Here is a 26,170-nt window from a genome sequence, read left to right as displayed (position 1 = left end):
TAGTGAGCAGGGCGTAGGTCAGCCCAATCCGACAGCAAACTCGATGCGCCCTACAATGGCCAGTAAGCGGGGTTGTCGCGGTAACAAAAGCCCTTGAACGCTGGGCCTTTCACCCTTTCGCGACAGAACCCTTTGCTTCTCCCTTGTCTGTCTGATCCTGTTCTGCCACCCTGTCAAATTTATGAAACCAACGGTTGTTTTGGCTGCCACCCTCCTGATGACCTTTGTGGGCAGTGCAGCAGCTGAGGCTGCAAACCCAGAGCATGTCGAGCAGCTCCGCAAGACCAAGCGCTGTCGTCGCTGTGATCTCAGCGGGGCGAATTTTCAGGGGGCTGATTTGGCGGGCGTGAGCCTGCTCAGCGCCAACCTGCAAGGCGCCAATCTGAGCCAGGCCAACCTAGCCAATGCCGATCTCAACGGCGCTAACCTGAGCGGCGCTAACCTGAGCGGCGCCAACCTGCGCAGCGCTGATATCGACGCGGCGCTCCTGCGCTATGCGAATCTGTCGGGGGCCAACCTGAGCGAAGCGTCGGTGTTTGGGTCGGATCTGCGCTACGCCAATTTGAGCGGGGCCGATCTCAGCGCGACGACGATGCGCGGGTCCAGCCTCTTTCGGGCGACCCTGACCGGGGCTGTGATGCAAAATACGGATTTGCGCGGGACGTTTTTGTTTTTGACGGACCTCAGCAGCGTGCAGCTGTCGGGCGTCAACCTCAGCAGCGCGATCTTGCCCAATGGCGACATTGCGCCCGAGGAGGAAGAGCAAGAGTCGATGCGCCTGATGAGCCTGCCCCGATAGGCGATCGCCCCCTAGCCGAGGGTGACATCCAGAAACATCATCAAAATGAAGCCCACCATGACGCCGATGGTGCCTTCTTTTTCGTAGCCCCGGCTATGGGACTCCGGAATAATTTCGTCGCTGATCACAAAGAGCATCGCGCCCGCCGCGAAGGCCATTCCCCAAGGCAAAACGGGCTGGGCGACGGACACGACGGCGGCCCCGATCAACCCGCCAATGGGTTCGACCAGGCCTGTCAGAAAGGCGATGGTGAGGGCGTATCGGCGAGAATACCCTTCGCTGACGAGGGCAAGGGCAACCACGAAGCCTTCGGGCAGGTTTTGGAGGCCGATACCGGCGGTGAGGGCGAGGCCGTTGGCGATGTCGTCACCGCCGAAGCCGACCCCCACGGCCAGCCCTTCGGGAAAGTTGTGGATGGCGATCGCAATGATAAAGAGCCAAATCCGCTTGATCCGATTGAGGCTGGCTCCCTCGGGGCCTTTGATGAAGTGCTCGTGGGGAAAGTGGTTGTGGCTGAACCACAAAAACCAGCCGCCCAGCGCGATGCCCGTCGAGACGGCGATCGCCGCGTACAGCGTCCCGTTGGCACGACTAGCCGCATCGAGGCCCGGCACCACCAGCGAAAACGACGTAGCCGCCAGCATCACCCCCGCCCCGAAGCCCAGCAAGATGCCTTGCAGCCGGTTCGTAATCTTGCCGAGAAACAGAATGGGCAGTGCCCCAAAGCCTGCCGCCAAGCCAGCCACTAGGCTACCCAGCAGCCCGAGATAGACAGGAGAGAGGTTTTGGAGCATGGCGAGATTGGGGGCGTGGGTAAACAGTCCGTCAGTCGTTGTTGAGAATCGCTAGAGACTATACTGGCGACCGCGCCAGCGCTTGGGGGTCCGCAGCGAGGACAGCAAAATCCGCAAAACCGCCAGGGGGTCCGCGAAGGGCGACAGCCAAAAGGTCCAGCGGTGCTGGGCTTGGCTCCGGTCGTAGGAAGGGGCGATCGCCCACATCAGGCTAAAGCGAATCACCACCAAGCTCAGGTTGAGGCCGAGGGCTGCGGTGACCGGCGCAGCGGTGTTGCCAGCGATCACCAGGGACAGGAGCACCACCGTCATGGACAGGGGCAGCCCCTGCACCGCACTCAGCAGCCACAGATCGCCCCAAATTTGACCCCGCTCCGCCGCGTCCTTGAGATCGAGCGATCGCCCCCACTCGTGCCAGGTTTCCAGCGCGCCCTCATACATGCGCACCTTGAGCACCTTGGCCCCGTCCAGAAAGCCCACCCGAGCCCCTTGGCTAGCGGCATGGCGGGCCAGGGTCACATCGTCGCAAAAGGAGCTGCGAGCGCTGCTGTAGCCGTCGATCTGGGCCAGGAGCGATCGCCGGCACAAAAAGCACTGGCCATTGGCCATGACCCGCTCCGGGGGATTGTCCCCCAGACCCGCTGGCCCAAAGCGATACACCAAGGTCATCAGCAGCGCGGGCTGGAGCCACAGCTCCCCAGGAAACTTGAGAATAAACTGGGGCGAGAGGGAAATTAGATCATAGCCCTCCGTTTCGGCGGTCTTGATCAAGCTGGACACCAGGCCCGGATGAAGCTGGGTGTCCGCATCGACGCCGAGCACCCAGCGACTCTCTTCGGCGCTGTGCAAAAAGCCAGTGTGCAGCGCCCAGGGCCGACCCACCCAGCCTGCGGGCAGCGGATCATCCTCAATCAGCCGAAAGCGGGGGTCCTTTCGCTGAGCAGCCGCTACCAAGTCCGGCGTGCCGTCCTGGGAGCGGCTGTCAACGATGATAATCTCGCGCACCTCGTAGCTCTGGCGAGCCAGGCTGTCGAGGCAGGGCTGGAGGCGATCGGCTTCGTTGAGCGTCGGCACCACAACGCTGACGCTGCCCAGCTGGGTCGGATCAGAGCGCTGGGGCTCCAGGGGCGGCCGTCGGCCCGGCCCCTGGAGCAGCCGCGACAGCAAGATCGCCGTAGCGGGCACCTGGAGCAACAGCAGCCCAAAGGCCAGCAGGCCCGCCAGCCCTAGCCCCAAGTCATTCCCTAGCCAGTCAAGCGAAATGGTCACAGACGCTGAGCCCCCGCGGATGCTTCGGCGGTCAGGGGGAGCGCTGCATCGGCCGGGGCAGAGAAGCCCTCAAGCTCCCCAGGCGAGTTGATCGGGGAAGCGGCGCGCCACAGCGCGATTGCCGGTCCGGCTCCCACCACTACGCCCAGGGCCACCGGAATCCAGAAACCCGCTGCTAGGCTCATCACCATCGCGAAGGCAAAGTTGCTCAGATAGATTGCCAGGGCGAAATTGAGCTGCGATCGCCCCAAAACCAGGGGTCTGCTGGGCCACAGCAGCGTCGCCACGCTCATAAACAGCGCGCCCGTGCCAAACCAGCCCACAAAATTTTGGTAGGGCATGCCAAAAAACGCTCCCGGCTGACGCCACTCCCAGAAAGGATAGAGCGTCTGGCTCATCGCCGGGTCTAGCACGAAGTCCCAAGACGTCAGCAAAATCGCGCCGAGGACGATCGCCCCTAAACGCGAGAGCCAGGGCGATCGCAGCCGGTAGTCCAGGGCCGCCCGCGCCAGCACGTAGGACACAAACCCTAAATAAAACCAGGACAGCGGAATCGTGAAGGGAACCAGCCCCGCGATCTTGTAGCCCAGGCCGTTCAGATAGTGGTAGTCCCCAAAGGGAAAGCCCGTGCTCGTGCCCAGCAGCTCACTGCTCAGGGACAGGGCGATCGCCGGCACCATGAAACTCAGCCACGGGCGCAGCCCCAGGGTTCGGTAGGCGTACAGCGCCACCGCTGCCGTCCCCAGCAGAATGTAGACCACTCCCCCACCGGCCATGCTCCAGCCGAAAAAGGTTTGGCCCGCGCTGGGCAGCGCCGCAATCAGTTGGGCATTGGGAAGGACGAGGAGCAAGCCAGCCAATCCAAAGGCCATAGCCGCCACGTGGCCGATCAAGCAGAAGCGCTCAGAAGATACCAGATGCTTCATGAAATCCTCGGACCCTTAAGGTCAATAAGTTGTCACTAGTTTACAAAAATTCAATAAATGCGATCGCCTTCCTGAGCGGCTTTCTCCTCAGTTCTTTTGGGTTTTCCCTAGGTCTGCTCAGATTCCTGGCCCAAGGATTGCTATCCCAAGGCAGCTTATCCCATCTAGGGCGATCGCCCGCTGAATTCGATCGCGTCGGTGTCCGATGCATCTTCGGGGGCAGGACTCCTGGTATAAAGACAGAGAAAATGAACGTCATCCCGTGGAGAAGGCAGTGGTTGCAGCGAGTATCGGAATAGGCCTGGGTGTGGCAGCCCTCATCGTGGGCGGCGGTGCCTTGGCGATCGAATCCCAATATCGACGCCGGCCTGGCAACCGCCTAGAGCTGACCCCAGGAACCTGGAACTTGGAGATCTGCGAACCGCAGCACTACCGCCTCGTCGGTGAGCTAGAGCTCCAAAACCGTACCCGCCGCCTCGAAATCATGGTGCCCGAGCTGGAGGCCCAAGCCCAGCTCCTGTCCAAGGGCAGCCTGGACGGCATCACCTGCCAAACGACCGTGACGCCCTGCCACGAAGACGCCCCCGCTCGCGAGGATGGCTACTGGTTTGCCTACATCGTCAAGGTGCAAAAAACGACCCGCCTGAAGGTCGTCGTTGACATTACCGGCCCCGACCTCCAGGCCCTGCAAACCGCCTGGGTCCAGGTGCGCTACGTGACCTACGGCCCCGGGGGCCGCGTCCCCAAAAATCGCCACATCATCGTGCCCCTGCGCTATCCCCAGGTCGAGGACTCGCGCAACTGGCGCACCACCGAGCGATCGGAGGTCCTGCCCATCAAGACCCACCTGCTCACCCACCTAGACACCCCCGTCGAGATCGTGCGCCGCTACGTCACGCCCCACGCCAAGCCCGGCGACATCGTCACCATCGGCGAGACGCCCATCGCGATCATGCAAGGGCGCTGGCGGCACCCCACGGAGGTGCGTCCGGGCTGGGTGGCTCGCCGCCTGTGCTACTACTTCTTGCCGACCTCGAGCTTGGCGACGGCCTGCGGACTCCAGGCTCTGGTGGACATCGTGGGGCCGTGGCGCGTGGTGTTTGCGTTCCTAGTCGGCTCGATCGCCAAAGTTCTGGGTCGACCCGGCGTTTTCTATCAGCTGGCAGGGGAGCAGGCTCGCCTGATCGACGACGTTACAGGCACCTTGCCGCCCTACGACCAGTTCATCGTGCTGGGGCCTGACGACTCTCAGCAGGTGGTGGACGAGATCTATCAGCAAACGGGCCTGGGCGCGGCGATCGTGGACGTGAATGATCTCAAGGCCGTTAAGGTGCTGGCGGCCAGTCAGGGCGTCTCGATTGCCTTGCTCGAAGAGGCCCTGCGATCGAACCCGGCGGGGAACTCCGACGAGCAGACCCCGGTGGTGCTGATTCGCCCTCGCTAGGGGCGATCGCCCCTAGCGCTGCCCGCCGCGGGGCCTGAGGCTCTGAGAAACCAAAGGTTTCCAGCTATGCAAGCCCCTCTCCAGGGCAAGCGCTATCATCATTAGTAGTCCCTTCTTGGGGGCTGACCTTCGAAGCCCTCTCTTCATTGGCGCTGTTGCAGCCCTATCCAGCATGAATGCTTTTACCCGCACCGCGAACCTCGTGATCCGTGCCTTCCAGCATCGAGATTTGGACGCGATCGAGCAGCTTTGCCTCACGGACGCTGAGCAGGATGCTAATCACCGTTCCCAGGGGACTGCGCATCAGCTGGCTCAGGTGCGCCAATGGTACGGGCTGCTGAAGTTTTTGAGCCTTTTTCCCAACCCCTTGCGCTACTACTTCTGCACCCACGTGGCGGAGCAGGCTGGCAAGGTGCTGGGCATGATTCAAATTTCGCCCTTCAACCGCACCCACAGCACGTGGCGGGTGGATCGGGTGGCGACCGAGCCCGGGGAGATGACCCAGGGCGTCGGGTCGCAGCTGCTGCGTTTTTGCCTGGAGTCGGTGTGGGAAGCCCGCACGTGGCTGCTCGAGGTGGACGTGAATGACAAAGGGTCTTTGGCCCTCTATCGCCAGAACGGCTTCCAGCCCCTCGCTCAGCTCACCTACTGGGCGATCGCCCCAGAGCTGCTGCGGGATCTGGCGGTGCGAGAGCCCGACCTGCCCAACCTGCTGCCCGTCAGCAATGCCGACGCCCAGCTGCTGTATCAGCTAGATACCGTCGCCATGCCGCCCCTGGTGCGTCAAGTCTTCGATCGCCACATCACCGACTTCAAAACCAGCCTGTTTAGCGCCGTAGTCGAGGGCCTGCGCCAGTGGTTCAACCGCGTCGAAGTGGTCAGCGGCTATGTTTTCGAGCCCCAGCGCAAGGCGGCCATCGGCTACTTTCAAGTGCAGCTGTGCCGCGACGGCTCTCGCCCCCACTCTGCCCAGCTGACGGTGCACCCGGCCTACACCTGGCTCTACCCCGAGATGCTGGCTCAGATGGCCCGAATCGCCCAAGAGCTGCCGCCCCAGACCCTGCGGCTGGCCTCGGCGGACTACCAGCCCGAGCGCGAAGAGTACCTCGAGCAGATCGGCGCGACGCGCCAAGAGCACACCCTGATGATGTCTCGCTCGGTGTGGCACAAGCTGCGCGAGCTCAAGCCCTCGGCCCTCGAAGGGCTGCAGCTGTCGGAGGTTTTGCAGGGATTTCAGCCCGCCCGCAAGCCGGTCCCGGGCCGCATTTCCATGATTCCGCCCATGAGCCCCAACTACCTGGAAGCCAACGGCCAAAAGGGGAAAGGAGCGCCGAAGTCTGGCGGTGCGGGGACGCCCGAGAACAACGGCAGCCGGTCCGATGATTCGGCGACGGAGGCCTAGGCAAGAGGCATGCGGATTTCGGTGTTGGGCCTGGATGTGGGGCGCAAGCGGATTGGGATTGCGGGCTGTGACGGCACGGGGCTGATTGCGACGGGGCTGATGACCCTGGAGCGCAAATCCTTTGTCCAAGACATGGAGCAGCTGCGGGCGATCGCCCAAGAGCGCCAAGTCCAGCTCCTGGTGGTCGGCCTGCCCTACTCTATGGACGGCAGCCTCGGCTCCCAAGCCCGCCAGGTGCAAAGATTTGCTCAGCGCGCCTCCCAGGCCCTCGATTTGCCGGTGGAATTTGTTGATGAGCGCCTGACATCGTTTCAGGCTGAGCAGCTCCTGCTGGCCGAAAATCGATCGCCCTCCCGCAATAAAGGCTTGATCGATCGCAAAGCAGCGGCAATAATTCTGCAACAATGGTTGGACGAGCGTCGGTCGTCAGGTCGTAGTGTTCTTTTGGAAACTACGCCAACAGATCCTACGACTCACGCAACAGCACAGGAATACTAGAGACAGCTTATGGGTATGGATGCCCCCACGATTACACTGAACGATGAAGCGGGGCGATCGCTTCTCTGCTACATCGAGCGGACGATTGAGGTTGAAGGCGAAGAGTACCTACTCTTGATGCCAGCAGACTCGCCCGTCGAAATCTTTGCGTGGGATGAAGATGCAGACGAGGAAGAGTCCGAGCCGACCCTCGTCTCTGAAGATGACGAAATCGACGCCATTTTCGCGACGGCCAAAGCCGTGCTGGGTGAGCTCAATCTCACGCTCAAGCGGAGCGCTGTGACGCTGACGGTGGAGGGCGAACTGCCAGACACCGACGAAGAAGATGACCTGGTAGACGAAGACGACGAAGAGGAAGGCTACGAAGAGCTTCAGCTTCTGGCGACTTTCTATCACGAGGAGCAAGAGTACGCTATCTATGCGCCCCTCGATCCCTACCTCATCTTGACCCGCCTTGACGAGAATGGCGAGCCTCAGCTTCTTTCGGATGAAGAGCTGAAAAAACTGGAGCCAATTCTCCCTGCGATAGAGGATGAGCTGTTCTACGAGGAATTAGACTAGGCCCGGATTGGGGATAGAGGGGGGCGATCGCCCCCCTCTATCCCCACCGAAATAGTTGATCAGAAATCTTTGATCAGAGCCCGCCAAACAGTGATGAATGCCTCCAGTGCCCTGCGGCTGGGGAATGCAAAGGTCCCTGGGCGGGCTCCGGGGTGCTGGGCTGCTGACGACATTCCTGCAAGCGCTATGCTGCATCGTGTATGAAGCCAATTCAACGTTTTTCGCGCTGGTTTTTCTACCTGGCGATCTTGCCGGCGGCCCTGGGAGTGGCGGGGTGGCAAGGCTGGTCCTGGTGGAGCTGGGCCAGTGCGCCCGTGGTGGCCACGACGCCGGAGATGGCGGACAAAGTGCCAGCCGTGCAAATCAAGATTCCGCCGGGAACCCCGGCTCAGCAAATTGGCCAAGATTTGGCGGCAGCCGGCATTATTCGCTCAGCCGATGCCTGGGATGTCTGGACGCGCTGGCTGACTCTCCAGAGCAAGGTGCTGCCGACGGTCCAAGGCCCCAATTTCCAGGCGGGGACCTACGAGCTCTCGCCAGCTCAGCCCCTCCAGGCGATCGCCGATCAGATTTTGCAGGGCGATGTTGTGCAGCGGCGCTTTACGGTGCCTGAGGGCTGGTCGATGCGCCAGATGGCGGCCTACTTCGAGTCCCAGGACTGGTTCACCGCCGAAGAATTTTTGCAGGCCGCCAGCCAGGTCGATCGCAACGCTTACCCATGGCTGCCCCCGGACCTGCCCTACCTAGAAGGCTTTTTGTATCCCGACACCTACGAAATCTCCAGCGAGACCCCCACGCCAGAGGAGATTGTTCGACAAATGCTCGATCGCTTTGCCCAGGTGGCTCTGCCGCTCTATGAGCAGTCCCGGGGTCAAACCGAATTTAGCCTGCTCGAGTGGGTGACCCTCAGCAGCATTGTCGAAAAAGAGGCGGTCATCCCGTCGGAGCGGGGCACCATTGCCGGGGTGTTTGTGCAGCGCCTCAAGCAGGACATGCCCCTGGGGGCCGACCCCACGGTGGAGTACGGCCTCAACGTGACCCAAACCCCGGACCAGCCCTTGACCCTGGCCCAGGTGAACACCCCCACGCCCTACAACACCTACATCAACGTGGGCCTGCCGCCGACGCCGATTGCCAGTCCCGGCCAAGCGAGTCTGGAGGCGGTTTTGCGGCCGGAATCTACGGAGTATCTGTACTTCGTGGCTCGCTATGATGGGACCCATGTTTTTAGCAAGACCCTGGAGGAGCACGAAGCGGCCCAGGCGACGATTCGCGATCAGCAAGATGCCCTGCGATCGCCCGCTGCGCCTAGTCCTGAGCCGACGGCAACCCCCGCGAGTCCCCCCGCCGCGACGGAGTCCCCAGTTAGCCCCTCTCCCGCCGCCAGCCCTGCCCTCTAACTCTCCGCCAAAAAACTGGCTGGGGCCTGCTGAAAAAAACGGCGATCTGCCTAGAATTGCGGTGGGAAGAGGGCGATCGCTCTCTTTCCCGGCCCCCAAAGCCAGGAACCATGGGCAAGCTGAGCCAGCGTTCCAGAGGGGCGATCGCTCCTGATGTCGGGTTTAGAAACTACCGTTAACCGCTGGGAATTATGGTAGTTTCTGACATGAGCTGACCACCTTAATGTTTTCTGTGAGCTGCAATCATGATGTCTTGGGCGACGCTTCTACAGCCTGATTTAGTGCTTGGGGGACCGATCTTGCACCTCACACCCGACATCTTGAAACAGCATCACATTGAGGGGCTGGTGCTGGATGTCGACGAGACGCTGGTGCCGATCAAAACGACCTCTGTTTCCGATGCGCTCTACACCTGGGTCCAGCAGACGCGCGATGTCGTGTCGATCTGGCTGGTGAGCAACAATGTCAGCGATAGCCGCATTGGCGGCATTGCCCATGCGCTGGATTTGCCTTACCTGATTGGTGCTGTGAAGCCGTCGCGCCGCAAGCTGCGGCAGGCGGTGAACGCCATGGGACTGCCGGCGGAGCGGGTGGCCATGGTGGGCGATCGCCTCTTTACCGATGTGCTGGCGGGCAACCGTCTGGGCATGTTCACCGTTTTGGTCGATCCCATGGTGTCGCCGGGCGAGGTCGCCAGCAAGTATCCGCTGCGCTCCTTTGAGGTGTGGGTGTCCCAAAGGATGGGCGCGACCCTAAAGCTTGACCCCGAACGCACGCCTTCCTCCGAGGCCTCTGAAGCAGAGACCTGAAGTGCTGGAAATGCCGATTGTAAAGGGATGACACGAGTTATAAAGAAAAAATTACGTTAACCCCTTCTCCGTAATACTTCTGATAATCTCGTAATCAAGTTCAATAAAGGCCAGCTACTATAAAGGCCTACAGCATAAATCTTTGACTATATTTGGAGCGGAGCTCTGGCAGCTTTATTTAGCCAGTTGCTCCGCTTCAGCCATTTTGGGACTGGGGCTGGGCGCCCATTGCGCGATCGCCCCTAAAATGAACGCGCTAGAGTCAGTCGCCAAATCCGAAATTTTGGGCGTGAGGGGTCCGGCTGATTCCGCTAAAATCTCCTCTGCGTGGCCGTTTTTGCACGCCATTGCGCTGATTTTTGTTGGTCCTGGCGTGGTTTTTCTATGTCCCAAACTCTTGTCGTCAAAATCGGTACGTCTAGCCTCACTCGCCCTGAAACGGGTGAGCTGGCCCTGTCCACCATCGCGGGCGTGGTTGAGGTCCTGAGCGCTTTGCGGCGCGAGGGGCACCGGGTGGTGCTGGTGTCGTCGGGGGCAGTGGGCGTCGGCTGCGCGCGGCTGGGACTGGTGGAGCGGCCGCGGGCGATCGCCCTCAAGCAGGCGGTGGCGGCGGTGGGCCAGGGACGCCTGATGCGCGTCTATGACGACCTCTTTACGACCTTGCAGCAGCCCATTGCCCAGGTCTTGCTGACGCGGGGGGACTTGGCCCAGCGCAGCCGCTACGTGAACGCCTACCAAACCTTTCGGGAGCTGCTCAATCTGGGCGTCATTCCGGTGGTGAATGAAAATGACACCGTGGCGGTCGACGAGCTGAAGTTTGGCGACAACGACACCCTCTCGGCCCTGGTGGCGAGCCTGATCGAGGCGGACTGGCTGTTTTTGCTGACGGATGTGGACCGGCTGTATTCGGCGGATCCGCGGCGCTTTCCGGATGCGCAGCCCATCACGCTGGTGACGCGGATGGAGGAGCTGCACGAACTGCAGGTGCAGACGGGCGATCGCGGTTCGGCCTGGGGCACGGGCGGCATGGTCACCAAGATTACGGCGGCCCAGATCGCCACCAGCGCGGGCATTCGCACAGTGATCACCGAGGGCAAAACGCCCCAAAACATCGTGAAAATTTTGCAGGGAGAGGCGCTGGGCACCCAGTTTGCGCCCCAGCCCCAGCCAGTCAACGCCCGCAAGCGCTGGATTGCCCACGGCCTGATTTCGGCGGGCAAGCTGTACCTGGACGGGGGCGCGGTGGCGGCGATCGCCGAAGCCGGAAAGTCGCTGCTGGCGGCGGGCATCGTCGAAATCGAAGGGGAGTTTCAGGCCCAGGATGCGGTGCAGCTGTGCGATCGCTCCGGCAAAGAAATCGCCCGCGGCCTCGTCAACTATGCCAGCACCGATCTCCAAAAGATCCTGGGGCGTCGCTCTGAGGAAATTTCGGCGATTTTGGGGGCTGAGTGCCCCGAAACGGTCGTCCACCGGGACAATTTGGTGCTGCTGAGCTAGACCGGGGTGGCGATCGCGGCTTCGCGGCTTTGATCAGGTTGCCAGAGGAATTTCACCATCAGGTATGGTGTATCTGGCAATACATTGTTCTCTGTGACCCGGTAGGGCTGCGGCCTCGCGGTAAGATGAGAGCAACTTGCCCTGCGGTGGTGAAGAGGTCAGCCGGGGATACGGTAGATCTGCTAGAAGTCCGCAACTGCATCGCCCGTCGCCTTTTGCGCGATCGCGATGACCCTGCTGCAAAGCCGCATCGGTGGGAAGCCACCACAGCAATTGCGCGCCAAAAAAAGTTTTATGGTTCACTCAGTTTCTCAGTCTGCGGATCAGCAGCCTCCGTCCGATCGCATTCTCGCGGCCATCGACGTCGGCACCAACTCCATCCATATGGTGGTGGTGCGGATTTTGCCGGACTTGCCCAGTTTTTCGATTATTACGCGGGCCAAGGACACGGTGCGCCTGGGCGATCGCTGCCCCGACACTGGCAACCTCACCCCCGAAGCCATGGAGCGGGCGACGATCGCGCTGCGCCGCTGCCAAGAAATTGCCAAAAGCCTCAATGCAGAGCAGATCGTCGCGGTGGCCACGAGCGCGGTGCGAGAAGCGCCCAACGGGCGAGACTTTCTACGCCAGATCAAGACCGAGCTCGATTTGGCCATCAACCTGATTTCGGGGCCTGAGGAAGCGCGCCGGATTTATCTGGGCGTCCTGTCGGGCATGGAGTTCAATCACCAGCCCCACGTCATGATCGACATTGGCGGCGGCTCCACGGAGCTGATCCTCGGGGACGGCCACGAGTCCCGCACCCTCAGCAGCACCAAGATCGGTGCGGTGCGCCTCACCACCGAATTTGTCACCACCGATCCGATCGCTGCCCCCGAGTTTCAGTATCTCCAGGCCTACGTTCGCGGGATGCTGGAGCGGCCCACCGACGAGCTTTTGGCCCACATCAAGCTGGGTGAGCAGCCCCGCCTGGTGGGCACCTCGGGCACCATTGAAGCCCTGGCGATGATTCACGCCCGCGATACCCTGGGCGTCGTGCCCGACCCCCTCAATGGCTACCAGTTCAGCCTGCGGGATCTGCGCGAAATGCTCAACCGCCTGCGCAAGCTCAACTATGAGCAGCGTCAGGCCATTCCCGGCATGTCGGAGCGGCGAGCTGAAATCATCGTGGCGGGGGCGCTGATTCTCCAGGAGGCGATGAGCTTGCTGGGGCTCGAAACTATCACGGTGTGCGAGCGATCGCTGCGGGAGGGCGTGATTGTCGACTGGATGATCACCCACGGCCTGATCGAAGATCGCCTGCGCTACCAGGGCTCGGTGCGCCAGCGCAGCGTGCTCAAGGCGGCTCGCAAGTACGACGTGAATCTTGAGCACAGCAAGCGGGTGGCGAGCTTTGCCCTCAGCCTGTTTGACCAGACGCGCAATGTGCTCCACGAGTGGGGACCGGAGGAGCGAGAGCTGCTCTGGGCCGCCGCCATTTTGCACAACTGCGGGCACCACATCAGCCACGACGCCCACCACAAGCACTCCTACTACCTGATTCGCAACGGCGACCTGCTGGGCTACACCGAAACGGAGATCGAGACGGTGGCGAATCTAGCCCGCTATCACCGCAAAAGTTCGCCCAAAAAGAAGCACGAGAACTATCGCAATCTGGCCAGCAAGAAGTATCGCCGCGTGGTGGAGCAGCTCAGCGCCCTGCTGCGCCTAGCCGTAGCCCTCGATCGCCGTCAGATCGGCGCGATCGAGGCGATCGCCTGTCACTTTGACCCGGCCTCTCGCGTGCTGTCCCTGCACCTGCGGGCCACTCAGCCGGAAGACGAGTGCGCCCTAGAGCTCTGGAGCCTCGACTACAAGAAGGGTGCCTTTGAGGCAGAGTACAACGCCAAGCTGGTGGTCAAGCTAGAGGCGGCTGCCCCGTCCTAAGCTCGGGCTGACGGAGCGGCGTTGCGCGTCAGCATGCCGTCTTCCATGTGCAGAATGCGATCGGCAACGTCCAGGATGCGATTGTCGTGGGTGACCAGCAAGATGGTGCAGCCCTGCTCCTGGGCGAGGCGCTGCATGAGGGTGACTACGTCGCGGCCAGACTTGCTGTCGAGGGCGGCGGTGGGCTCGTCGGCCAGGACCAGCTTGGGGTGACTGACCAGCGCCCGGGCGATCGCTACGCGCTGCTTTTGGCCCCCCGACAGTTCGTCGGGGTAGTAGTCGACGTGGTCTCCCAAGCCGACGTGCTCGAGCATGGCGATCGCCCGCGCCTTCATCTCGGCTGTCGAGAGGTGTTGGTGCAGTTCGAGGCCCATTTTGACGTTTTGGAGGGCGGTCAGGCTGCTGTGCAAGTTGTGGGCCTGAAAGATGTAGCCGTGGTGTCGGCGCGCCTGGGTCAGCTCGTGGGCGCTGGCCTGAAAGAGCTCTTCGCCCAGGATCTGGAGGCTGCCTGACTGCGCCGATCGCAAGCCGCCAATCAGGGTCAGCAAGGTCGTTTTGCCGGAGCCTGATGGCCCGGTCATGATCACGATTTCGCCGACATTGATTTCGAGGTTGATGTCAAATAGCACCTGCTTGCGCAGGTGGCCGTGACCAAAGTGGTGGTTCAGATTGCGCACCGAAATTGCGATCGCCATGGTCAGCTCCTAAAACATATCGGCTGGGTCGGCGGACTGCAGCTTGCGGGTGGCGATCGCCCCCGACAGCACACACATGATCAGCGTCAGGCCCAGCACCAGCATGGCCCGCGAAGCCGTCATATAGATAGGCAAAGCCGTCGCCTTTGCCGCAACGGCGTACAGCCCCAGGGGCAAAATGACGCCAGGCACAAAGCCGAGAAACGCCAAAACGATCGCCTCTTCAAACACGATGCTCAGCAAATAGCCATTGCTGTAGCCCATGGCTTTGAAGGTAGCGTACTCCTGGAGGTGGGCGTTCACGTCGGTGGAGAGCACCTGATAGACGATCACCACCCCCACCACAAAGGCCATGACGGTGCCCAGCCCAAAGACAAAGCCAATCGGGCTGGCAACGCGCCAATAGTTTTCTTCAAACTGCACAAATTCGGCTCGGGTCAGCACCCGCACGTCTTCGGGCAAGTGCTGCTCCAAGGCGGCGGCGACTTCCTGAGCGTCGTAGCCCGGCTCTAGGTGCAGCAGCCCCAGGCTAATGCTGGCGGGATCGCGGCGGGGAAACAGGCGCTGAAAGGTTTGGTCGCTGGTCAGGAGGTTGGCGTCAGCGCCGAAGGAGGCCCCCAGGCTGAACACGCCTGCCAGCGTCAGGGTACGGCGATCGACTTCGGTGGTGAGGGTTTTGCCTTGTTCGAGCTGGGCGATCGCCTCTGCGTATTTGCCGCGGGCCTTGCGATCGAAGAGCACGGTGTCCGGCAGCTTCAGTTTGTCGAGCTGCTGATTGACCTCCGGCAGGGCAAAGGCCGGCTCGTCCGGCGCAAAGCCCAAAACCTGAACCGTCGCGTTGAGGCGAGTTTGGGGATTTTTCCAGGTCAGGTTGCTGACATACAGAGCGCTGGCGTCCTCGACGCCCGGGACATCCTGGGCCTGGAGCAGCCGCCGCCGGGGCAGGGTCGACAGGTTTTGCAGGTTGAGAGCTTTGGGGCTGATCAAAACGATGTCCCCCTCCATGGCACGGCTGACTCGGGTGTTGCTATCGTAGAGCGACGCCTGAAAGCCGAGCTGCATAAACATCAGCACATCGGCAAAGGCAATCCCTGCGAGGGCCACCAGCAGGCGGCTTTTTTCGTGCTTGAGCTGGAGCCAGCCCAGGGGAGTGCGACGCTGAAGCTGTCGAAACAATTTGATCATGGACCCATTACCACCCGCACTTGCAAGTTGGTGAGCTTGGCGACTTTTTGGCTGGAGGCGCGGTCTAGGGTGACGTAGACCTCGATGACGCGGGCGTCGATGTTGGCGCTCGGGTCGGTGTTGACGACGGCCTGACGGCGCACCTGGGAGCCGATGCGATCGATGGTGCCGGTGAGCTCGCCGTCGAGGGCGTCGCTGGTGACGCGGGCGGGCTGCCCTAGGTGCACGCGCTGAATGTCGCTTTGGTACACCTCTGCGATCGCCTGCATTTGCTGCGTTTGGCCGATCTCAGCGATGCCGTCGGTGCCAGGGACCTCTCCAGCTCGGGCGTGAATTTCCAGAATTTCGCCGTCGATGGGCGATCGCACGATCGCCTGATCCAGGCTGGCCTGGGCTTGGTCTCGAGCGGCGATCGCTCGATCGATTTCGGCCTGCGCCGAGCGGACATCCACGGGGCGGACCTCCGCAATTTGTTCGAGGGTCGCCTGGGCCCGCTCCAGCTCTGGCGGCGTGGTCGAGCGAATCCGATCAAGGGTGACCTGGGCCTCGCGCAGGGACTGCTGTCGCGTTTCCAAGGCCAGACGCTTGCTGTCGAGATCTGAGTCCGCGATCGCCCCTTCGGTGGCCAGGGAGGCGTAGCGATCGAATTCCGTTTGGGCATTGCGCACCTCTGACTCGAGGCGCGCCACCGTTGCCGCCTGGGCGGCCAGATTTCCCTGGCGCTCTGCCCGCAGCCGCTCCATTTCCGCCTGCTGGGCCGAAATCTCGCCTTGTTTGGCACCTGCTTGCACCACCTCCAAGCGGGCTTGGGCCACCTTCACTTGGGCCTCAGCTTCGACGAGGGCGGCTTGGCGCTGGGGGTAGGAGTCCAAAATGGCGATGACCTGTCCGGCCTGGACGCGATCGCCCGCTTCTACCAGCAACTGCTCGACTCGATTGCCCTGGCCCGAGGAGGGGGCCGAGAGCTGGATCACCGTTCCCTGAGGCTCCAGTCGTCCGAGGGCTGTCACTGTGCGAATTTCGGGCGCTGCGACGGGGAGGGTTGCCAGTTGCTCTATTGCAGTTTTTTGCTGCCATCTGTAGGCGATCGCGCCCCCGACGCCCAGCAAAATCACGCCCGCGATCGCCACGCCGCGCTGGGGAATCGCCTTGAGGAGAGGGTGTTTGGCTGGCATCTTGTAGTCGTACATTCGGCCCCCTTGCAGCACCGTCGGATACTGGACCTAAAAACTAAACTGATTAGTTTAGTCTTATGTCAATAAACTAGCCAGTTTAGTTTAGGATGTCAATGAAGGTTCCACAGATTTAGACCCAAGGACGCCCCGGTATGGCACAGGCAAAACCTGGACGCTCGGACAGGCAGCTTTCCCCCGAAAAAACGGCAGCGATTTTGCAGGGGGGGATGCAGGAGTTTTTGACCCGTGGCTATGCGGCGACCAGCATGGACCGCGTGGCGATCGCCGCCAAAGTCTCGAAAGCCACGGTCTACAGCCACTTTCAGGACAAAGAAGGTCTGTTTAATGCCCTGATTCGGCAGTTGGTCAACCAAAAATTTCAGTCGATTTTCGGTGCGGAGGACGAGCAGCTGCTGCACCGAGATCCGCAGCTCGTTCTCCGGGAGTTTGCCAATCGCATCCTGGACGTGGGCCAGAGCGAACCCCAGTTTCTCAATTTCCTGCGGCTGATCATCGGCGAATCGGGGCGGTTTCCGCAGCTAGCGCGGGCCTTTGTGCGCAACATCGAGCAGACGACCTTCCGCCGAATCTGCCACTATTTCACCCATTGCCCCCACCTCCACCTGGCAGATCCGGAGGCGACGGCCCGCATTTTTGTGGGCTCGCTGGTGCACTTCATGATCGTCCAGGAAATGCTCCACGGCAAAGACATTTTGCCCATGGAGCGCGATCGCATTATTGGGACTTTGATTGCCATGATTGTGGAGGGGCGATCGCCCGCCGCTTAGGCCAAATCGCCCAAAATGCCTGCCACGACTGGCTTTTGCCTCGACGGAAATCTGAGGAAATGTTGGGAACGCGTTTCCCCTTAAAACTTTGATTGCGAATCAGTCAGAGCCGAAAAATCCCTTGAATAATGGGGAGAAAAGTCGCCATTTTCCGCCCCAAACATGCCTGAAGAGCGATCGCCGCGCCAAGTCATTCCTCTGCATCCGGACTTCTTTTGTGATGGGCATTACTATGTGCTGACCTCGGTCAGTCTGGGGGGCAGCGACATGCCGCTAGGGGCGATCGCAGACATCTTGGGCTACGGCCAAGAAGCGGGCATCCGAGACCTGCTGGAGCGCGGCATTTGTCTGCCGCTCTGCTTTGAGGGCGACTGCGCCCTGGACGGCAAGACGCTGTTTGTCCTGGGTGACCTGACAGCCCAGGAAGAAAACGACTGGATCGCGCGGCTGGTCTGGAAACTCAAAGTCCCCTGCGGCAAACTGCTGATTTTGTGTGGGGGCGGCGACGAAGGCGACTGGATCGACGCGACGTCGGGCAACCCGCCCAAGCCCACCTACCGAATTTTTCAGGTGATGGAAGTGCCGCCCGGGGAGTACCAGGTGGAGGTGTACGCCTACCTGGCAAGCATGACGGTGCAAGTGTCCCTAAGCGAATACGACCAGCACTGGAACCTGATCGAACATGAGGCCCTGCGCCAGTGGTACGAGGACCATCGGCCCGGCGATCCGGAGGTTGGCTACATCATTCGCCTCACGCCTCTGGAGGCGGCGCCGCCCTTCCCGGAGCTGCTGCCAGAGATTTCCTGGTGCGGAAATTTTGAGTTTCGGCAACCCGAGCTCTGAGGGAGTTTCTGCCCCAAGGGCGCGACTCGTTTCGCAAGCGGGTTGGCAGCAGGCCAAACAAAAAAGGGCGAGAACCCTCGCCCCAAAATCAAGACTTACCAAGCTTTGAGCAAAGCTTTCTCTAGGAGGCGATCGCCCTCAGTTGGCGACGCAAGTGCTCAACCCAAGGCTCTCCACCAGTGCAGCCCGCGCGATCTCGCTAGCTGACTCCGAGAATCTCCTAAGAGCGGATTTCGACCTTCACGACTCTGTTTTTCTCGGCGTCCTCCTTGGGCAGCCGCAGCCGCAGGATTCCCTGGCGGTATTCGGCCTCGACGTGGGTGTTTTTCACGCGGCTCGGTAGGGGAATCACCCGCTGGAATGAACCGTAATGGAACTCCGAGCGCAGAACACCCTCGCTTTCCTCCAGGGCTTCGCCGCGTCGCTCCCCCAGGATAGAGACCGAGTCTGCGGTCACCTGAACGTCAATATCTTTGGCCTCGACCCCCGGGAGCTCGATGCGCAGATCAATCGTATCGCCGGTTTCTCGGAGCTCGGCAGCGGGCACAAAGTCTGTGCTCCCCAAGCCATCACCTCGGGTCACGGCCAGGTTTTCGAATAGACGATTCATCTCGCGCTGCAGGCTATCAATTTCCCGGAGCGGTTCCCACCGAATCAGTGTCATATAGAGGCCCTCCTTGTGTCTGTTGTCACCGTGGAAATAGGGATCTATCAGCTCTGTCTGAACTGATTTCACGCTAACAAAGACCCCCCGCTGGGGTGGTTCGGTTTTGAGTCCAGTTGAGAGGGCAATTTCCGCACCTGCTCAAGATCTGGAGAGACGGGCGATCGCTCGCAAAATACCCTCGCAACGCAGAATTTCAGAGACAATCTGGGCCTCGGGAGCTGTGTCAAAAGCGCGCTAAATTCGAGCGTCTGTCCGTGAATTTCTGGGTGCTGGCGAAGGGCGATCGCAGGTGCGGCTCTACCAGAGAAGATAGTTTCCCCAGACTCCTTGAAAGTGGCGCTAAAGGGCTTTGGGGAAGCTTTTAGAACATTTGTGAACCGACGTGAAGCTCTCTGCTCAACCATGAACTAAATCGCGACAAAAGCTTGATTTTTGAATACAAAATCCTTGTCAAAGGGAGAATTTGGCGAAAAATCTGCCTGTCAGCAAGGAGCGCCGAAAATCTCTGGCTGCTTGAGTTTGGTAAGGGTACCCCATGAAAAATTTGATTGGGGAGAAATGGCCTGAAATTAAGAAAAAATTCGGTTTTTGCAACGATAAATCGACGCTTTGAGTAGGCCTTGATGGGCGATCGCTTCAAGTTTTGACATGGAGAACTAGACGGCGCATTCCTGTTAGGTGACGACTCTGTAATGTTCTATGAAAGTTTTCACCAATTCAGAGATTGCTGTTAGAAAATAGCGCAAAGGATTCCCCGCACCCTTATGAGACTTTTCTCCCAATCAACTCCCTCCGAAACCGAGACCCGCACTCGGATTTTGCAGGCGGCTCAGCGGCTTTTTGCCCGTCGGGGCTATGACGGTACGACGACGCGGGATTTGGCCCAGGAAGCAGGCGTGGCGGAAGGGACGTTATTTCGCCACTTTGCGAATAAAAAGGCCATTTTGGTGGAGGTCGCGACCCAGGGCTGGGTGGAGCTGCTCACGGATCTGTTAACAGAACTTAGTGAGATGGGCAGCTACAAGGCCGTAGCCCAGGTGATGCGGCGGCGGATGCTGAATTTTCACAAGAATGCCGACATGATGCGGGTGTGCTTCATGGAGGCGCAGTTTCACACGGACCTGCGGGAGCGCATCCAGCAGGAAGTGGTGGACAAGATGATGGATGTGGCGGAGGCGTTCTTCCAGACGGCGATGGACCGCGGGGTTTACCGTCGCATGGACCCGAAAGTGATTGCGCGGGTGTTTTTGGGCATGTTTGCGATCGCCGGGTTCAGTCAGGAGACGATCATGGAGCCCGACGCTTCTCCGGCCGCGATTCAGGCGATGGCGGAGGGGTTGGCTGACATTTTCCTCAATGGTGTGTTAGCAAACAATCAAACTGAGCTGCATTCCTAGCCACATGTCCTGGGTGATTTCAAGTTCGCTGCTGGCGGCCCTGCGCGATCGCCGGCAGCGTTTGGCGCGTCTGGTGCCGTTTCCGGTGCTGCTGTGGGCGGGCGATCGCCCCTCGCGAAATTTTCCGGCCAATCCCTTGCCCTTTCGAGCGAGCAGCCATTTTCTGTACTTTGTCGGGGCGCCGCTGGCGGGGGCAGTGGTGCATTTGGCCGAAGGCCGCCTGACGCTATTTCTCGATGAGCCGCCCCCGGAGAGCGAGCTGTGGCACGGTCCGACTCTGTCTCGGGAGGCGATCGCGGCCCAGATCGGCGCGGAGGCGGCCTTTCCCCTGGAGAAGCTGGCGGACTGGAGCGCGGAGGCGGCGACGATTCCGGTGCAGAGCGTGACGGCGCGGCAGCACCAAGCGGCCATTTTGGGGCGATCGCTGCCGGGGGCGCGAGACCTGGCGGGACGCGATCGCGCGCTGGCGGAGGCGGTGGTCCAGCTGCGGCTTGCCCACGACGAGGCGGCGATCGCCGAAATTCGCCAAGCCGTCGCGGTGACGGTGGCGGCCCACCAGGTCGGTATGGCGGCGACGCCCCAGGCCGCCACGGAGGCGGTGGTGCGGGCCGCCATGGAAAGCGTAATCTTGGCCCACCAGATGACCCCGGCCTATCCCAGCATCGTCACGATCCAAGGCGAAGTGCTGCACAACGAGGCCTACCACCATCCCTTGCGGGCGGGGGATCTGCTGCTGGTGGATGTGGGGGCGGAGACGCCGGGGGGATGGGCGGCGGACGTGACGCGCACGTGGCCGGTGTCAGGCCGATTTTCGCCCACCCAGCGATCGCTCTACGACGTGGTGCTGGCGGCCCACGATGCCTGCATCGCGGCGATCGCGCCGGGTGTGGAGTACCGGGAGATTCATCTGCTGGGGGCGCGGGCGATCGCCGCTGGCCTGGTGGATTTGGGCATTTTGCGGGGCGATCCCGACAGCCTGGTCGAGCAAGACGCCCACGCCCTGTTTTTTCCCCACGGCATTGGCCACTTGCTGGGGCTCGATGTCCACGACATGGAGGACCTCGGCGATCTGGCAGGCTACGCGCCCGGTCGCCAGCGCAGCGATTGCTTTGGACTGGGCTTTTTGCGCTGCGATCGCCCCCTCCAGGCGGGCATGGTCGTCACCATCGAGCCCGGCTTCTACCAGGTGCCCGCCCTGCTCCAGTCCCCCGTCACCCGCGAAAAATACGCGTCCCTGGTGAACTGGGACCGTCTGGCGGACTTTGCCGATGTTCGCGGCATTCGCATTGAGGACGATGTCTGGGTGACCCCCAGCGGCCCCGAAGTGCTGACGGCGGCCCTGCCGACCGAGGCCGCCGCCCTCGAAGCCCTGGGCGATCGCCGGACTTAACCTTCGGGTGACTCCGCGTCGCTCTTTTCGGGCTTCAGCAGCGGGAAGGCGATCACGTCCCGGATACTGGCCGAATCCGTCAGCAGCATCACCAGGCGATCGATGCCGATGCCCAGACCGCCGGTCGGCGGCATGCCGTGCTCCAGGGCCAGCAAGAAGTCCTCATCCACGCCCTGAGCTTCTAGGTCACCGGCAGCCTTGCGGGCGGCCTGCTCCTCCAGGCGCTGGCGCTGGTCGATGGGGTCGGTCAGCTCCGAGAAGCTATTCGCTGTTTCCCGGCCCACCATAAAGAGCTCGAAGCGCTCCACCAGACCGGGCTTGGAGCGGTGGGGCTTGGCCAAGGGCGAAATTTCTACCGGATAGTCGATCACAAAGGTCGGCTGGACCAGGTTTTCTTCCACCTTTTGCTCAAAGGCCTCGTTGAGCAGCTTCCCGAGGGACGGGCAGTCGTCGATCTGGGTCAGCCCCGCCGCTTTGGCGGCCGCCTTGGCTTCGTCGAGGTCCGTAAACTGGCTAAAGTCGAGCCCCGTGAACTCCTTGACGATGTCGTGCATCGTCACCTGGCGCCAGGGCGGCGTCAGGTTGACGCTCTGGCCCTGATAGGTGATCTCGAGGGTGCCGATCACCTCCTGGGCCACCGTGGCAATCAGGTTTTCGGTCAGGGCCATCATGTCGTCGTAATCGGCGTAGGCCTGGTACACCTCGATGGAGGTAAACTCCGGGTTGTGGCGCGTCGAGATGCCCTCGTTGCGGAAGATCCGCCCCATCTCAAACACCTTTTCGAAGCCGCCTACGATCAGCCGCTTGAGGTGCAGCTCGGTGGCGATGCGCAGGTACAGCTCCATCTCCAGGGTGTTGTGGTAGGTGATGAAGGGACGCGCATCGGCGCCGCCCGCCTCGGCCTGGAGAACGGGGGTTTCGATTTCGATGAAGCCCTGCTGGTCGAGGTAGCGACGAATCCCGGCGGTGATCAGGGCGCGCCGACGAAAGGTTTCGCGCACTTCGGGATTGACGATCAAGTCGACATAGCGCTGGCGGTAGCGCTTGGAGATGTCCGTCAGGCCGTGCCACTTGTCGGGCAGGGGCTGGAGGGACTTGGTCAGGATGGTGTAGGTGGTGACGGCGACGGAAAGCTCGCCCTTGTCGGTGCGTCGCAGGCCGCCCCGGACGCCGATGATGTCGCCGACGTCGGTGAGGTTTTTCAGGTGGTCGAAGGCTTTTTCGGTGTCGGGCATCCCGGCCTCGATGGCCTTCTTGTCGAGGTAGAGCTGGATGCTGCCGGTTTCGTCTTGCAGGCCAAAGAAGGCGAGCTTACCGAAGACGCGCCGCGCCATAATTCGACCGGCGATCGCCACTTCTACGCCCTCGACGGATTCCCCATTGGGCAGGTCCGCGTACTTCTCTTGCAGCGTTGCGGCCTGGTGGGTGGATTCCCAACGATAGGCGTATGGATTAAACCCTAGCTGTTTGAGCTGCTCGACTTTCTCGAGTCGGGTTGCCCGAATCTCATCGAGGGTGGAATGACCTTGGGGTTCGCGCTGGGAGTGATCGGCTGCCATAGGAAATCAATGAGGAATGAACGCACCAAAACAGGAGGCGCGATCGCGCCTCCTAACTCGGCAAATGCAATTAACGTGAGACATTCATTGTGACGCACTCCCACGAATTCTAGACATGGGATTTCGCTCCTGGGGTCGAAAGCGGCCCCACGGGCGACGGCGCCTCAAAGCGATCGCGCGCTGCCCCCAGCTGGGGATGAGCGGGGCCGCAGGCTTTGGCCCCGGCCCGACGGGTTGCGCTGCGGCGCGATCGCAGACAGACTGCCTGTTCCCAAGGGCGGGCGCTAGCCCTTGAGCTTGGGACCGAGGAGCTGGTTGGTGAGCTTCGGGTCTGCTCGGCCGCTGGTTTTCTTCATTACCTGACCGACAAAGAAGCCTTGCAGCTTGGTTTTGCCGTTGCGGTACTGCTCCAGCTCGGTGGGGTTCTCGGCGAGGACTTCGTCGATGATGGCCCCGAGGGCTGCCGGGTCAGAAATCTGCACCAGGCCCTTTTCCTCGATCAGGGCCTTGACGGAGCCGCCTTTTTCCAGGAGATCCGGCAGGATTTCCTTGGCGATCTTGCCGCTGATGGTGCCGTCTTCGATCAGGCTGACCATTTCGGCGAGGACGGCGGGGGTGAGGGCGATCGCGCGGATGGAGAGACCGGGCTTGCTGTTGAGGTAGGCGGCAATGTCGCCCATCACCCAGTTGGCGGTCTGCTTGATGGGGCTACCGGCGATGACGGCCCCCTCAAAGTAGGCGGCCACGTCAGGATCGTCGGTCAGGACGCGGGTGTCGTAGGCCGACAGACCCAGCTCGGACTCGTAGCGATGGCGCTTTTGGGCAGGCAGCTCGGGCAGCTCGGAGCGCCAGTGCTCTAGCTGGGCGGGGGACACCTCGATGGGGGTGAGGTCGGGCTCGGGGAAGTAGCGGTAGTCGCTGGAGCCTTCTTTGATCCGCATGCTGATGGTGCGCTGGCTGCCTTCTTCCCACAGGCGCGTCTCCTGGAGGATGGGCTCGCCTGCTTCAACGGCGGCGATTTGACGCTCGATTTCGTACTCGATCGCCCGCTGGATGGCGTTGAAGGAGTTCATATTTTTGATTTCGACCTTGGTGCCGAAGGCTTCTTGGCCGACGGGACGGATCGAAATGTTGACGTCGCAGCGCAGGGAGCCTTCTTGCATGTTGCCGTCGCTGACGCCGAGGTAGCGCATGGTGCGGCGCAGCTCTTGGGCGTACTCGGCGGCTTCTTGGCCGGAGCGAATGTCGGGCTCGGAGACGATTTCGAGCAGGGGGACGCCGGCGCGGTTGTAGTCCACGAGGGAGTGGGTGGAGCCGGAGAGGCGATCGCTGCCGCCGTGGACCAGCTTGCCTGCGTCTTCTTCCATGTGCAGGCGGGTGATGCCGATTTTCTTGCGTACGGGGTTGCCTTCGCCGTCGGTCAGCTCGATTTCGAGCCAGCCGTGCTCAGCGATGGGCAGGTCGTACTGAGAAATCTGGTAGTTTTTGGGCAGGTCGGGATAGAAGTACTGCTTGCGATCGAATTTGCTGAAAGGTGCGATCGCGCAGTTGAGGGCCAGACCCGCTTTCACGCCGTACTCCAGCACGGTTTGGTTGAGCACGGGCAGCACCCCTGGCATCCCCAAGCAGACCGGGCATACGTTGGTGTTGGGGGGTGCGCCGAAGGTGGTGGAGCAGTTACAGAAAATCTTGGTGTTGGTGCGAAGTTGACAGTGGGTTTCTAACCCGATGATCGCTTCGTACTGAGTTTTTACGGGCGCAGCGGTCGTCATGGGCGTCTCAAGTGCGGTTCAGCAACGAATGGTTTTATTTTAGCTGGGTAGCTGGACCGCACAGGGGCAAAGTTCGCTCATCCTGGGGCCGAGGCGCAGAAGCGGTCCCAGTCGACGCGCAGCAGGTGGAGCAGCACCAGGGTGGCCATGGCTTGGTCCATTGGCAGGGCAGCGGTGCTCCGCAGGGTGTCGAGCAGGCGGGGCAGCTGGGCGACGTTCTCGGGGCTGCGCTGATAGTCCTGGAGCTGCTGCTGGAAGGACTTGGAGCGGCCCAGGGTCGAGGCCAGGGTGTTGAGGGTGGCCTGCCAAAAGGAGCGGGGGTCGTCCGGCTCAAAGACGACGGCTACGCCGATTTTCTGGGCGCACAGGTGGTTGAAGCTGGTGTCGAGGCGACCGCTGTGGGCCTGGAGAGCGGCGATCGCCTCTTGGGCAGCGGCTTGGCCCGCAAACTGGGTTTGGGCCGCTTCGATTTCGGCGGGGCTCAGGACGAAGGTCATAAATTCAAATCAGTCGGTGAAAAGGGGCAAAACACTCCAGACAGCAAAGGGGGCGATCGCCCCCTTTGCTGTCTTTATCTCAGTATTCAGTCTGGGTGAAATTTTGGGTGAAATCGGCTGAGATTGAGAGACATCGGGCCGAGCGGCGCGCGGTCTGCGCAACAAGCCGCCCGCCCAAACGCCAATCCCTAGGCGATCTCGACCAGTTGAATATCAAAAATCAAATCTTCGCCAGCTAAGGGGTGGTTGGCATCCAGCGTCACCTGGGCCTCCTCCACTTCCGTCACGATGACCGGCAGGGCGTAGCCATTTTCTTGGCGGAGCTGCAGCTGCTGGCCCACCTGGAGATCGATGTCGGGGGGAATCTGCTCTCGCTCAACCACCAGCACCATTTCCTGGCGATGGGGGCCGTAGGCCTGGTCTGCCGGGATGTGGGTGGTTTTGGAGTCGCCGGGGTTCATGCCAATCACGGCTTGCTCGAAGCCGGGAATGATGCCGCCGGAACCGATAGCAAATTCGAGGGGATCGCGGTTGCTGGACGAGTCGAAGATCGTGCCGTCTACGAGCTTGCCGGTGTAGTGCACTCGCACGGTATCCCCAACTTTGGCCTGTGTCATGCTTCTGCTCCTAAATGCTGGGTCTCGATGCTGTCTCGAGGGTGATGGGGGACTGACCAAACGCGATCGCCTTCCGGAGGGCAATGACGTTTTGGCAGGCTGCCGACCGAGAAACGCCGGGGCGCCCCAGCGGCCATCAAGGCTCAATGAGCAGACAGCGATCGCTATTTGCCAGTTTAAAGGCTCCTTTCGAGGCCGGAAGCGGCGATCGCCCGTGCCCTAGGCCCAGCGTTTCCTCGCAGCGGTCGCAAAAGCTCAGT

The 26,170-nt window shown here is 61.4% G+C and carries 26 protein-coding genes; 15 read left to right on the top strand and 11 right to left on the bottom strand.

From position 1 onward, the window contains the following. Positions 1 to 181 precede the first annotated feature (181 nt). Positions 182 to 799, top strand: a complete 618-nt coding sequence (locus GEI7407_RS18230; protein ID WP_015173691.1) for a pentapeptide repeat-containing protein — start codon at positions 182 to 184, stop codon at positions 797 to 799. A gap of 11 nt (positions 800 to 810) precedes the next feature. On the opposite strand, the gene GEI7407_RS18225 is transcribed toward GEI7407_RS18230, so the two are convergent. From GEI7407_RS18225 to cruF, 3 genes are read right to left on the bottom strand one after another with little or no spacing between them, the layout of a single operon-like run. Continuing rightward, positions 811 to 1,593 carry a ZIP family metal transporter gene (locus GEI7407_RS18225; protein ID WP_015173690.1) on the bottom strand — a complete coding sequence of 261 codons (783 nt, stop codon included), beginning with the start codon at positions 1,591 to 1,593 and terminating at the stop codon, positions 811 to 813. Between the two features lie 51 nt (positions 1,594 to 1,644). Then, positions 1,645 to 2,862, bottom strand: coding sequence for a 2'-O-glycosyltransferase CruG (gene cruG / locus GEI7407_RS18220; protein ID WP_015173689.1), 1,218 nt, complete (start codon positions 2,860 to 2,862; stop codon positions 1,645 to 1,647). Continuing rightward, positions 2,859 to 3,788 (bottom strand): gamma-carotene 1'-hydroxylase CruF, encoded by a 930-nt coding sequence (gene cruF / locus GEI7407_RS18215; protein WP_015173688.1) that lies wholly within the window; start codon positions 3,786 to 3,788, stop codon positions 2,859 to 2,861. Before cruF ends, cruG begins: the two co-directional genes overlap by 4 nt. Before the next feature lie 274 nt (positions 3,789 to 4,062). Here cruF and GEI7407_RS18210 point away from each other — a divergent pair, with 274 nt between their 5' ends. The 8 genes from GEI7407_RS18210 (at position 4,063) to GEI7407_RS18175 (ending at position 13,325) form a co-directional block, all read left to right on the top strand. Next, positions 4,063 to 5,232: a F420-0--gamma-glutamyl ligase gene (locus GEI7407_RS18210; protein WP_041268525.1), complete on the top strand. Its 1,170-nt coding sequence runs from the start codon at positions 4,063 to 4,065 to the stop codon at positions 5,230 to 5,232. Positions 5,233 to 5,404: 172 nt separating this feature from the next. Next, complete coding sequence (locus tag GEI7407_RS18205; protein ID WP_015173686.1) at positions 5,405 to 6,634, top strand: GNAT family N-acetyltransferase; 1,230 nt, start codon at positions 5,405 to 5,407, stop codon at positions 6,632 to 6,634. 9 nt (positions 6,635 to 6,643) lie between these two features. Next, positions 6,644 to 7,132, top strand: a complete 489-nt coding sequence (gene ruvX / locus GEI7407_RS18200; protein ID WP_015173685.1) for a Holliday junction resolvase RuvX — start codon at positions 6,644 to 6,646, stop codon at positions 7,130 to 7,132. A gap of 9 nt (positions 7,133 to 7,141) precedes the next feature. Then, a complete protein-coding gene (locus tag GEI7407_RS18195) occupies positions 7,142 to 7,693 on the top strand; it encodes a DUF3727 domain-containing protein (RefSeq protein ID WP_015173684.1) in 552 nt (183 codons plus the stop codon). 200 nt (positions 7,694 to 7,893) lie between these two features. Beyond that, a complete protein-coding gene (gene mltG, locus GEI7407_RS18190) occupies positions 7,894 to 9,093 on the top strand; it encodes an endolytic transglycosylase MltG (protein WP_015173683.1) in 1,200 nt (399 codons plus the stop codon). A gap of 248 nt (positions 9,094 to 9,341) precedes the next feature. After that, the gene (locus GEI7407_RS18185; protein ID WP_041269232.1) at positions 9,342 to 9,902 is read left to right on the top strand and encodes a YqeG family HAD IIIA-type phosphatase; all 561 of its coding nucleotides are present in this window, start codon (positions 9,342 to 9,344) and stop codon (positions 9,900 to 9,902) included. 384 nt (positions 9,903 to 10,286) lie between these two features. Further along, on the top strand, positions 10,287 to 11,399 hold the full coding sequence (gene proB / locus GEI7407_RS18180) for a glutamate 5-kinase (protein ID WP_015173681.1): 1,113 nt from the start codon (positions 10,287 to 10,289) through the stop codon (positions 11,397 to 11,399). 294 nt (positions 11,400 to 11,693) lie between these two features. After that, complete coding sequence (locus tag GEI7407_RS18175) at positions 11,694 to 13,325, top strand: Ppx/GppA phosphatase family protein (RefSeq protein ID WP_041268524.1); 1,632 nt, start codon at positions 11,694 to 11,696, stop codon at positions 13,323 to 13,325. On the opposite strand, the gene GEI7407_RS18170 is transcribed toward GEI7407_RS18175, so the two are convergent. Genes GEI7407_RS18170 through GEI7407_RS18160 form a run of 3 tightly spaced genes read right to left on the bottom strand, consistent with a single transcriptional unit; the run spans position 13,322 to position 16,380 of the window. Further along, complete coding sequence (locus GEI7407_RS18170) at positions 13,322 to 14,020, bottom strand: DevA family ABC transporter ATP-binding protein (protein ID WP_015173679.1); 699 nt, start codon at positions 14,018 to 14,020, stop codon at positions 13,322 to 13,324. The genes GEI7407_RS18175 and GEI7407_RS18170 overlap by 4 nt on opposite strands. A 9-nt stretch (positions 14,021 to 14,029) precedes the next feature. After that, positions 14,030 to 15,205, bottom strand: a complete 1,176-nt coding sequence (gene devC / locus GEI7407_RS18165) for an ABC transporter permease DevC (RefSeq protein WP_015173678.1) — start codon at positions 15,203 to 15,205, stop codon at positions 14,030 to 14,032. After that, positions 15,202 to 16,380 (bottom strand): ABC exporter membrane fusion protein, encoded by a 1,179-nt coding sequence (locus GEI7407_RS18160; protein WP_051030885.1) that lies wholly within the window; start codon positions 16,378 to 16,380, stop codon positions 15,202 to 15,204. The genes devC and GEI7407_RS18160 overlap by 4 nt, the downstream gene beginning before the upstream one ends. A gap of 152 nt (positions 16,381 to 16,532) precedes the next feature. Here GEI7407_RS18160 and GEI7407_RS18155 point away from each other — a divergent pair, with 152 nt between their 5' ends. Beyond that, entirely contained in the window at positions 16,533 to 17,168 is a 636-nt protein-coding gene (locus GEI7407_RS18155) for a TetR/AcrR family transcriptional regulator (protein ID WP_015173676.1), read from the top strand. A 162-nt stretch (positions 17,169 to 17,330) separates the two neighbouring features. After that, positions 17,331 to 18,011 (top strand): hypothetical protein, encoded by a 681-nt coding sequence (locus tag GEI7407_RS18150; protein WP_015173675.1) that lies wholly within the window; start codon positions 17,331 to 17,333, stop codon positions 18,009 to 18,011. Positions 18,012 to 18,231: 220 nt separating this feature from the next. On the opposite strand, the gene GEI7407_RS18145 is transcribed toward GEI7407_RS18150, so the two are convergent. After that, on the bottom strand, positions 18,232 to 18,675 hold the full coding sequence (locus tag GEI7407_RS18145; protein ID WP_015173674.1) for an Hsp20/alpha crystallin family protein: 444 nt from the start codon (positions 18,673 to 18,675) through the stop codon (positions 18,232 to 18,234). Positions 18,676 to 19,442: 767 nt separating this feature from the next. On the opposite strand from GEI7407_RS18145, the gene GEI7407_RS18140 reads away from it, so the two are divergent. Together GEI7407_RS18140 and GEI7407_RS18135 are read left to right on the top strand one after the other, a co-directional pair. Further along, positions 19,443 to 20,075, top strand: a complete 633-nt coding sequence (locus tag GEI7407_RS18140; RefSeq protein ID WP_015173673.1) for a TetR/AcrR family transcriptional regulator — start codon at positions 19,443 to 19,445, stop codon at positions 20,073 to 20,075. Between the two features lie 4 nt (positions 20,076 to 20,079). After that, a complete protein-coding gene (locus GEI7407_RS18135; protein WP_015173672.1) occupies positions 20,080 to 21,465 on the top strand; it encodes an aminopeptidase P family protein in 1,386 nt (461 codons plus the stop codon). Here the strand turns inward: GEI7407_RS18135 and lysS are convergent. Beyond that, on the bottom strand, positions 21,462 to 23,024 hold the full coding sequence (gene lysS / locus GEI7407_RS18130) for a lysine--tRNA ligase (protein WP_015173671.1): 1,563 nt from the start codon (positions 23,022 to 23,024) through the stop codon (positions 21,462 to 21,464). The two genes, GEI7407_RS18135 and lysS, sit on opposite strands and share 4 nt — an antisense overlap. A gap of 115 nt (positions 23,025 to 23,139) precedes the next feature. Here lysS and GEI7407_RS21205 point away from each other — a divergent pair, with 115 nt between their 5' ends. Then, positions 23,140 to 23,319 (top strand): hypothetical protein, encoded by a 180-nt coding sequence (locus tag GEI7407_RS21205; RefSeq protein WP_150109823.1) that lies wholly within the window; start codon positions 23,140 to 23,142, stop codon positions 23,317 to 23,319. On the opposite strand, the gene gatB is transcribed toward GEI7407_RS21205, so the two are convergent. The 3 genes from gatB to GEI7407_RS18115 all read right to left on the bottom strand — a co-directional run bounded on the left by gatB (position 23,309) and on the right by GEI7407_RS18115 (position 25,910). After that, positions 23,309 to 24,796, bottom strand: coding sequence for an Asp-tRNA(Asn)/Glu-tRNA(Gln) amidotransferase subunit GatB (gene gatB / locus GEI7407_RS18125; RefSeq protein ID WP_015173670.1), 1,488 nt, complete (start codon positions 24,794 to 24,796; stop codon positions 23,309 to 23,311). The genes GEI7407_RS21205 and gatB overlap by 11 nt on opposite strands. A 77-nt stretch (positions 24,797 to 24,873) precedes the next feature. Continuing rightward, complete coding sequence (locus tag GEI7407_RS18120) at positions 24,874 to 25,293, bottom strand: hypothetical protein (RefSeq protein WP_015173669.1); 420 nt, start codon at positions 25,291 to 25,293, stop codon at positions 24,874 to 24,876. Between the two features lie 188 nt (positions 25,294 to 25,481). After that, entirely contained in the window at positions 25,482 to 25,910 is a 429-nt protein-coding gene (locus GEI7407_RS18115; protein WP_015173668.1) for a peptidylprolyl isomerase, read from the bottom strand. Between GEI7407_RS18115 and GEI7407_RS21200 the strand changes: the two genes are divergently transcribed. Further along, the gene (locus GEI7407_RS21200) at positions 25,909 to 26,133 is read left to right on the top strand and encodes a hypothetical protein (RefSeq protein ID WP_150109822.1); all 225 of its coding nucleotides are present in this window, start codon (positions 25,909 to 25,911) and stop codon (positions 26,131 to 26,133) included. The genes GEI7407_RS18115 and GEI7407_RS21200 overlap by 2 nt on opposite strands. Positions 26,134 to 26,170: the final 37 nt, after the last annotated feature.

Source organism: Geitlerinema sp. PCC 7407, from assembly GCF_000317045.1.
Classification (GTDB): domain Bacteria; phylum Cyanobacteriota; class Cyanobacteriia; order PCC-7407; family PCC-7407; genus PCC-7407.
This window is presented reverse-complemented; position numbering and strand designations above follow the sequence as displayed.

Bases quoted from the DNA above. Each gene is read 5' to 3' on its own strand.
- GEI7407_RS18170 (WP_015173679.1), bottom strand. From the start codon at position 14,020: ATGGCGATCGCAATTTCGGTGCGCAATCTGAACCACCACTTTGGTCAC.
- GEI7407_RS18230 (WP_015173691.1), top strand. From the start codon at position 182: ATGAAACCAACGGTTGTTTTGGCTGCCACCCTCCTGATGACCTTTGTG.
- GEI7407_RS18185 (WP_041269232.1), top strand. From the start codon at position 9,342: ATGTCTTGGGCGACGCTTCTACAGCCTGATTTAGTGCTTGGGGGACCG.
- GEI7407_RS18135 (WP_015173672.1), top strand. From the start codon at position 20,080: ATGTCCTGGGTGATTTCAAGTTCGCTGCTGGCGGCCCTGCGCGATCGC.
- lysS (WP_015173671.1), bottom strand. From the start codon at position 23,024: ATGGCAGCCGATCACTCCCAGCGCGAACCCCAAGGTCATTCCACCCTC.
- proB (WP_015173681.1), top strand. From the start codon at position 10,287: ATGTCCCAAACTCTTGTCGTCAAAATCGGTACGTCTAGCCTCACTCGC.
- gatB (WP_015173670.1), bottom strand. From the start codon at position 24,796: ATGACGACCGCTGCGCCCGTAAAAACTCAGTACGAAGCGATCATCGGG.
- ruvX (WP_015173685.1), top strand. From the start codon at position 6,644: ATGCGGATTTCGGTGTTGGGCCTGGATGTGGGGCGCAAGCGGATTGGG.
- GEI7407_RS18195 (WP_015173684.1), top strand. From the start codon at position 7,142: ATGGGTATGGATGCCCCCACGATTACACTGAACGATGAAGCGGGGCGA.
- GEI7407_RS21205 (WP_150109823.1), top strand. From the start codon at position 23,140: ATGGGATTTCGCTCCTGGGGTCGAAAGCGGCCCCACGGGCGACGGCGC.
- GEI7407_RS18115 (WP_015173668.1), bottom strand. From the start codon at position 25,910: ATGACACAGGCCAAAGTTGGGGATACCGTGCGAGTGCACTACACCGGC.
- cruF (WP_015173688.1), bottom strand. From the start codon at position 3,788: ATGAAGCATCTGGTATCTTCTGAGCGCTTCTGCTTGATCGGCCACGTG.
- mltG (WP_015173683.1), top strand. From the start codon at position 7,894: ATGAAGCCAATTCAACGTTTTTCGCGCTGGTTTTTCTACCTGGCGATC.
- GEI7407_RS18155 (WP_015173676.1), top strand. From the start codon at position 16,533: ATGGCACAGGCAAAACCTGGACGCTCGGACAGGCAGCTTTCCCCCGAA.
- GEI7407_RS18150 (WP_015173675.1), top strand. From the start codon at position 17,331: ATGCCTGAAGAGCGATCGCCGCGCCAAGTCATTCCTCTGCATCCGGAC.
- GEI7407_RS18160 (WP_051030885.1), bottom strand. From the start codon at position 16,380: ATGCCAGCCAAACACCCTCTCCTCAAGGCGATTCCCCAGCGCGGCGTG.
- GEI7407_RS18175 (WP_041268524.1), top strand. From the start codon at position 11,694: ATGGTTCACTCAGTTTCTCAGTCTGCGGATCAGCAGCCTCCGTCCGAT.
- GEI7407_RS18225 (WP_015173690.1), bottom strand. From the start codon at position 1,593: ATGCTCCAAAACCTCTCTCCTGTCTATCTCGGGCTGCTGGGTAGCCTA.
- GEI7407_RS18140 (WP_015173673.1), top strand. From the start codon at position 19,443: ATGAGACTTTTCTCCCAATCAACTCCCTCCGAAACCGAGACCCGCACT.
- GEI7407_RS18145 (WP_015173674.1), bottom strand. From the start codon at position 18,675: ATGACACTGATTCGGTGGGAACCGCTCCGGGAAATTGATAGCCTGCAG.
- GEI7407_RS18205 (WP_015173686.1), top strand. From the start codon at position 5,405: ATGAATGCTTTTACCCGCACCGCGAACCTCGTGATCCGTGCCTTCCAG.
- devC (WP_015173678.1), bottom strand. From the start codon at position 15,205: ATGATCAAATTGTTTCGACAGCTTCAGCGTCGCACTCCCCTGGGCTGG.
- GEI7407_RS18120 (WP_015173669.1), bottom strand. From the start codon at position 25,293: ATGACCTTCGTCCTGAGCCCCGCCGAAATCGAAGCGGCCCAAACCCAG.
- GEI7407_RS21200 (WP_150109822.1), top strand. From the start codon at position 25,909: ATGCTTCTGCTCCTAAATGCTGGGTCTCGATGCTGTCTCGAGGGTGAT.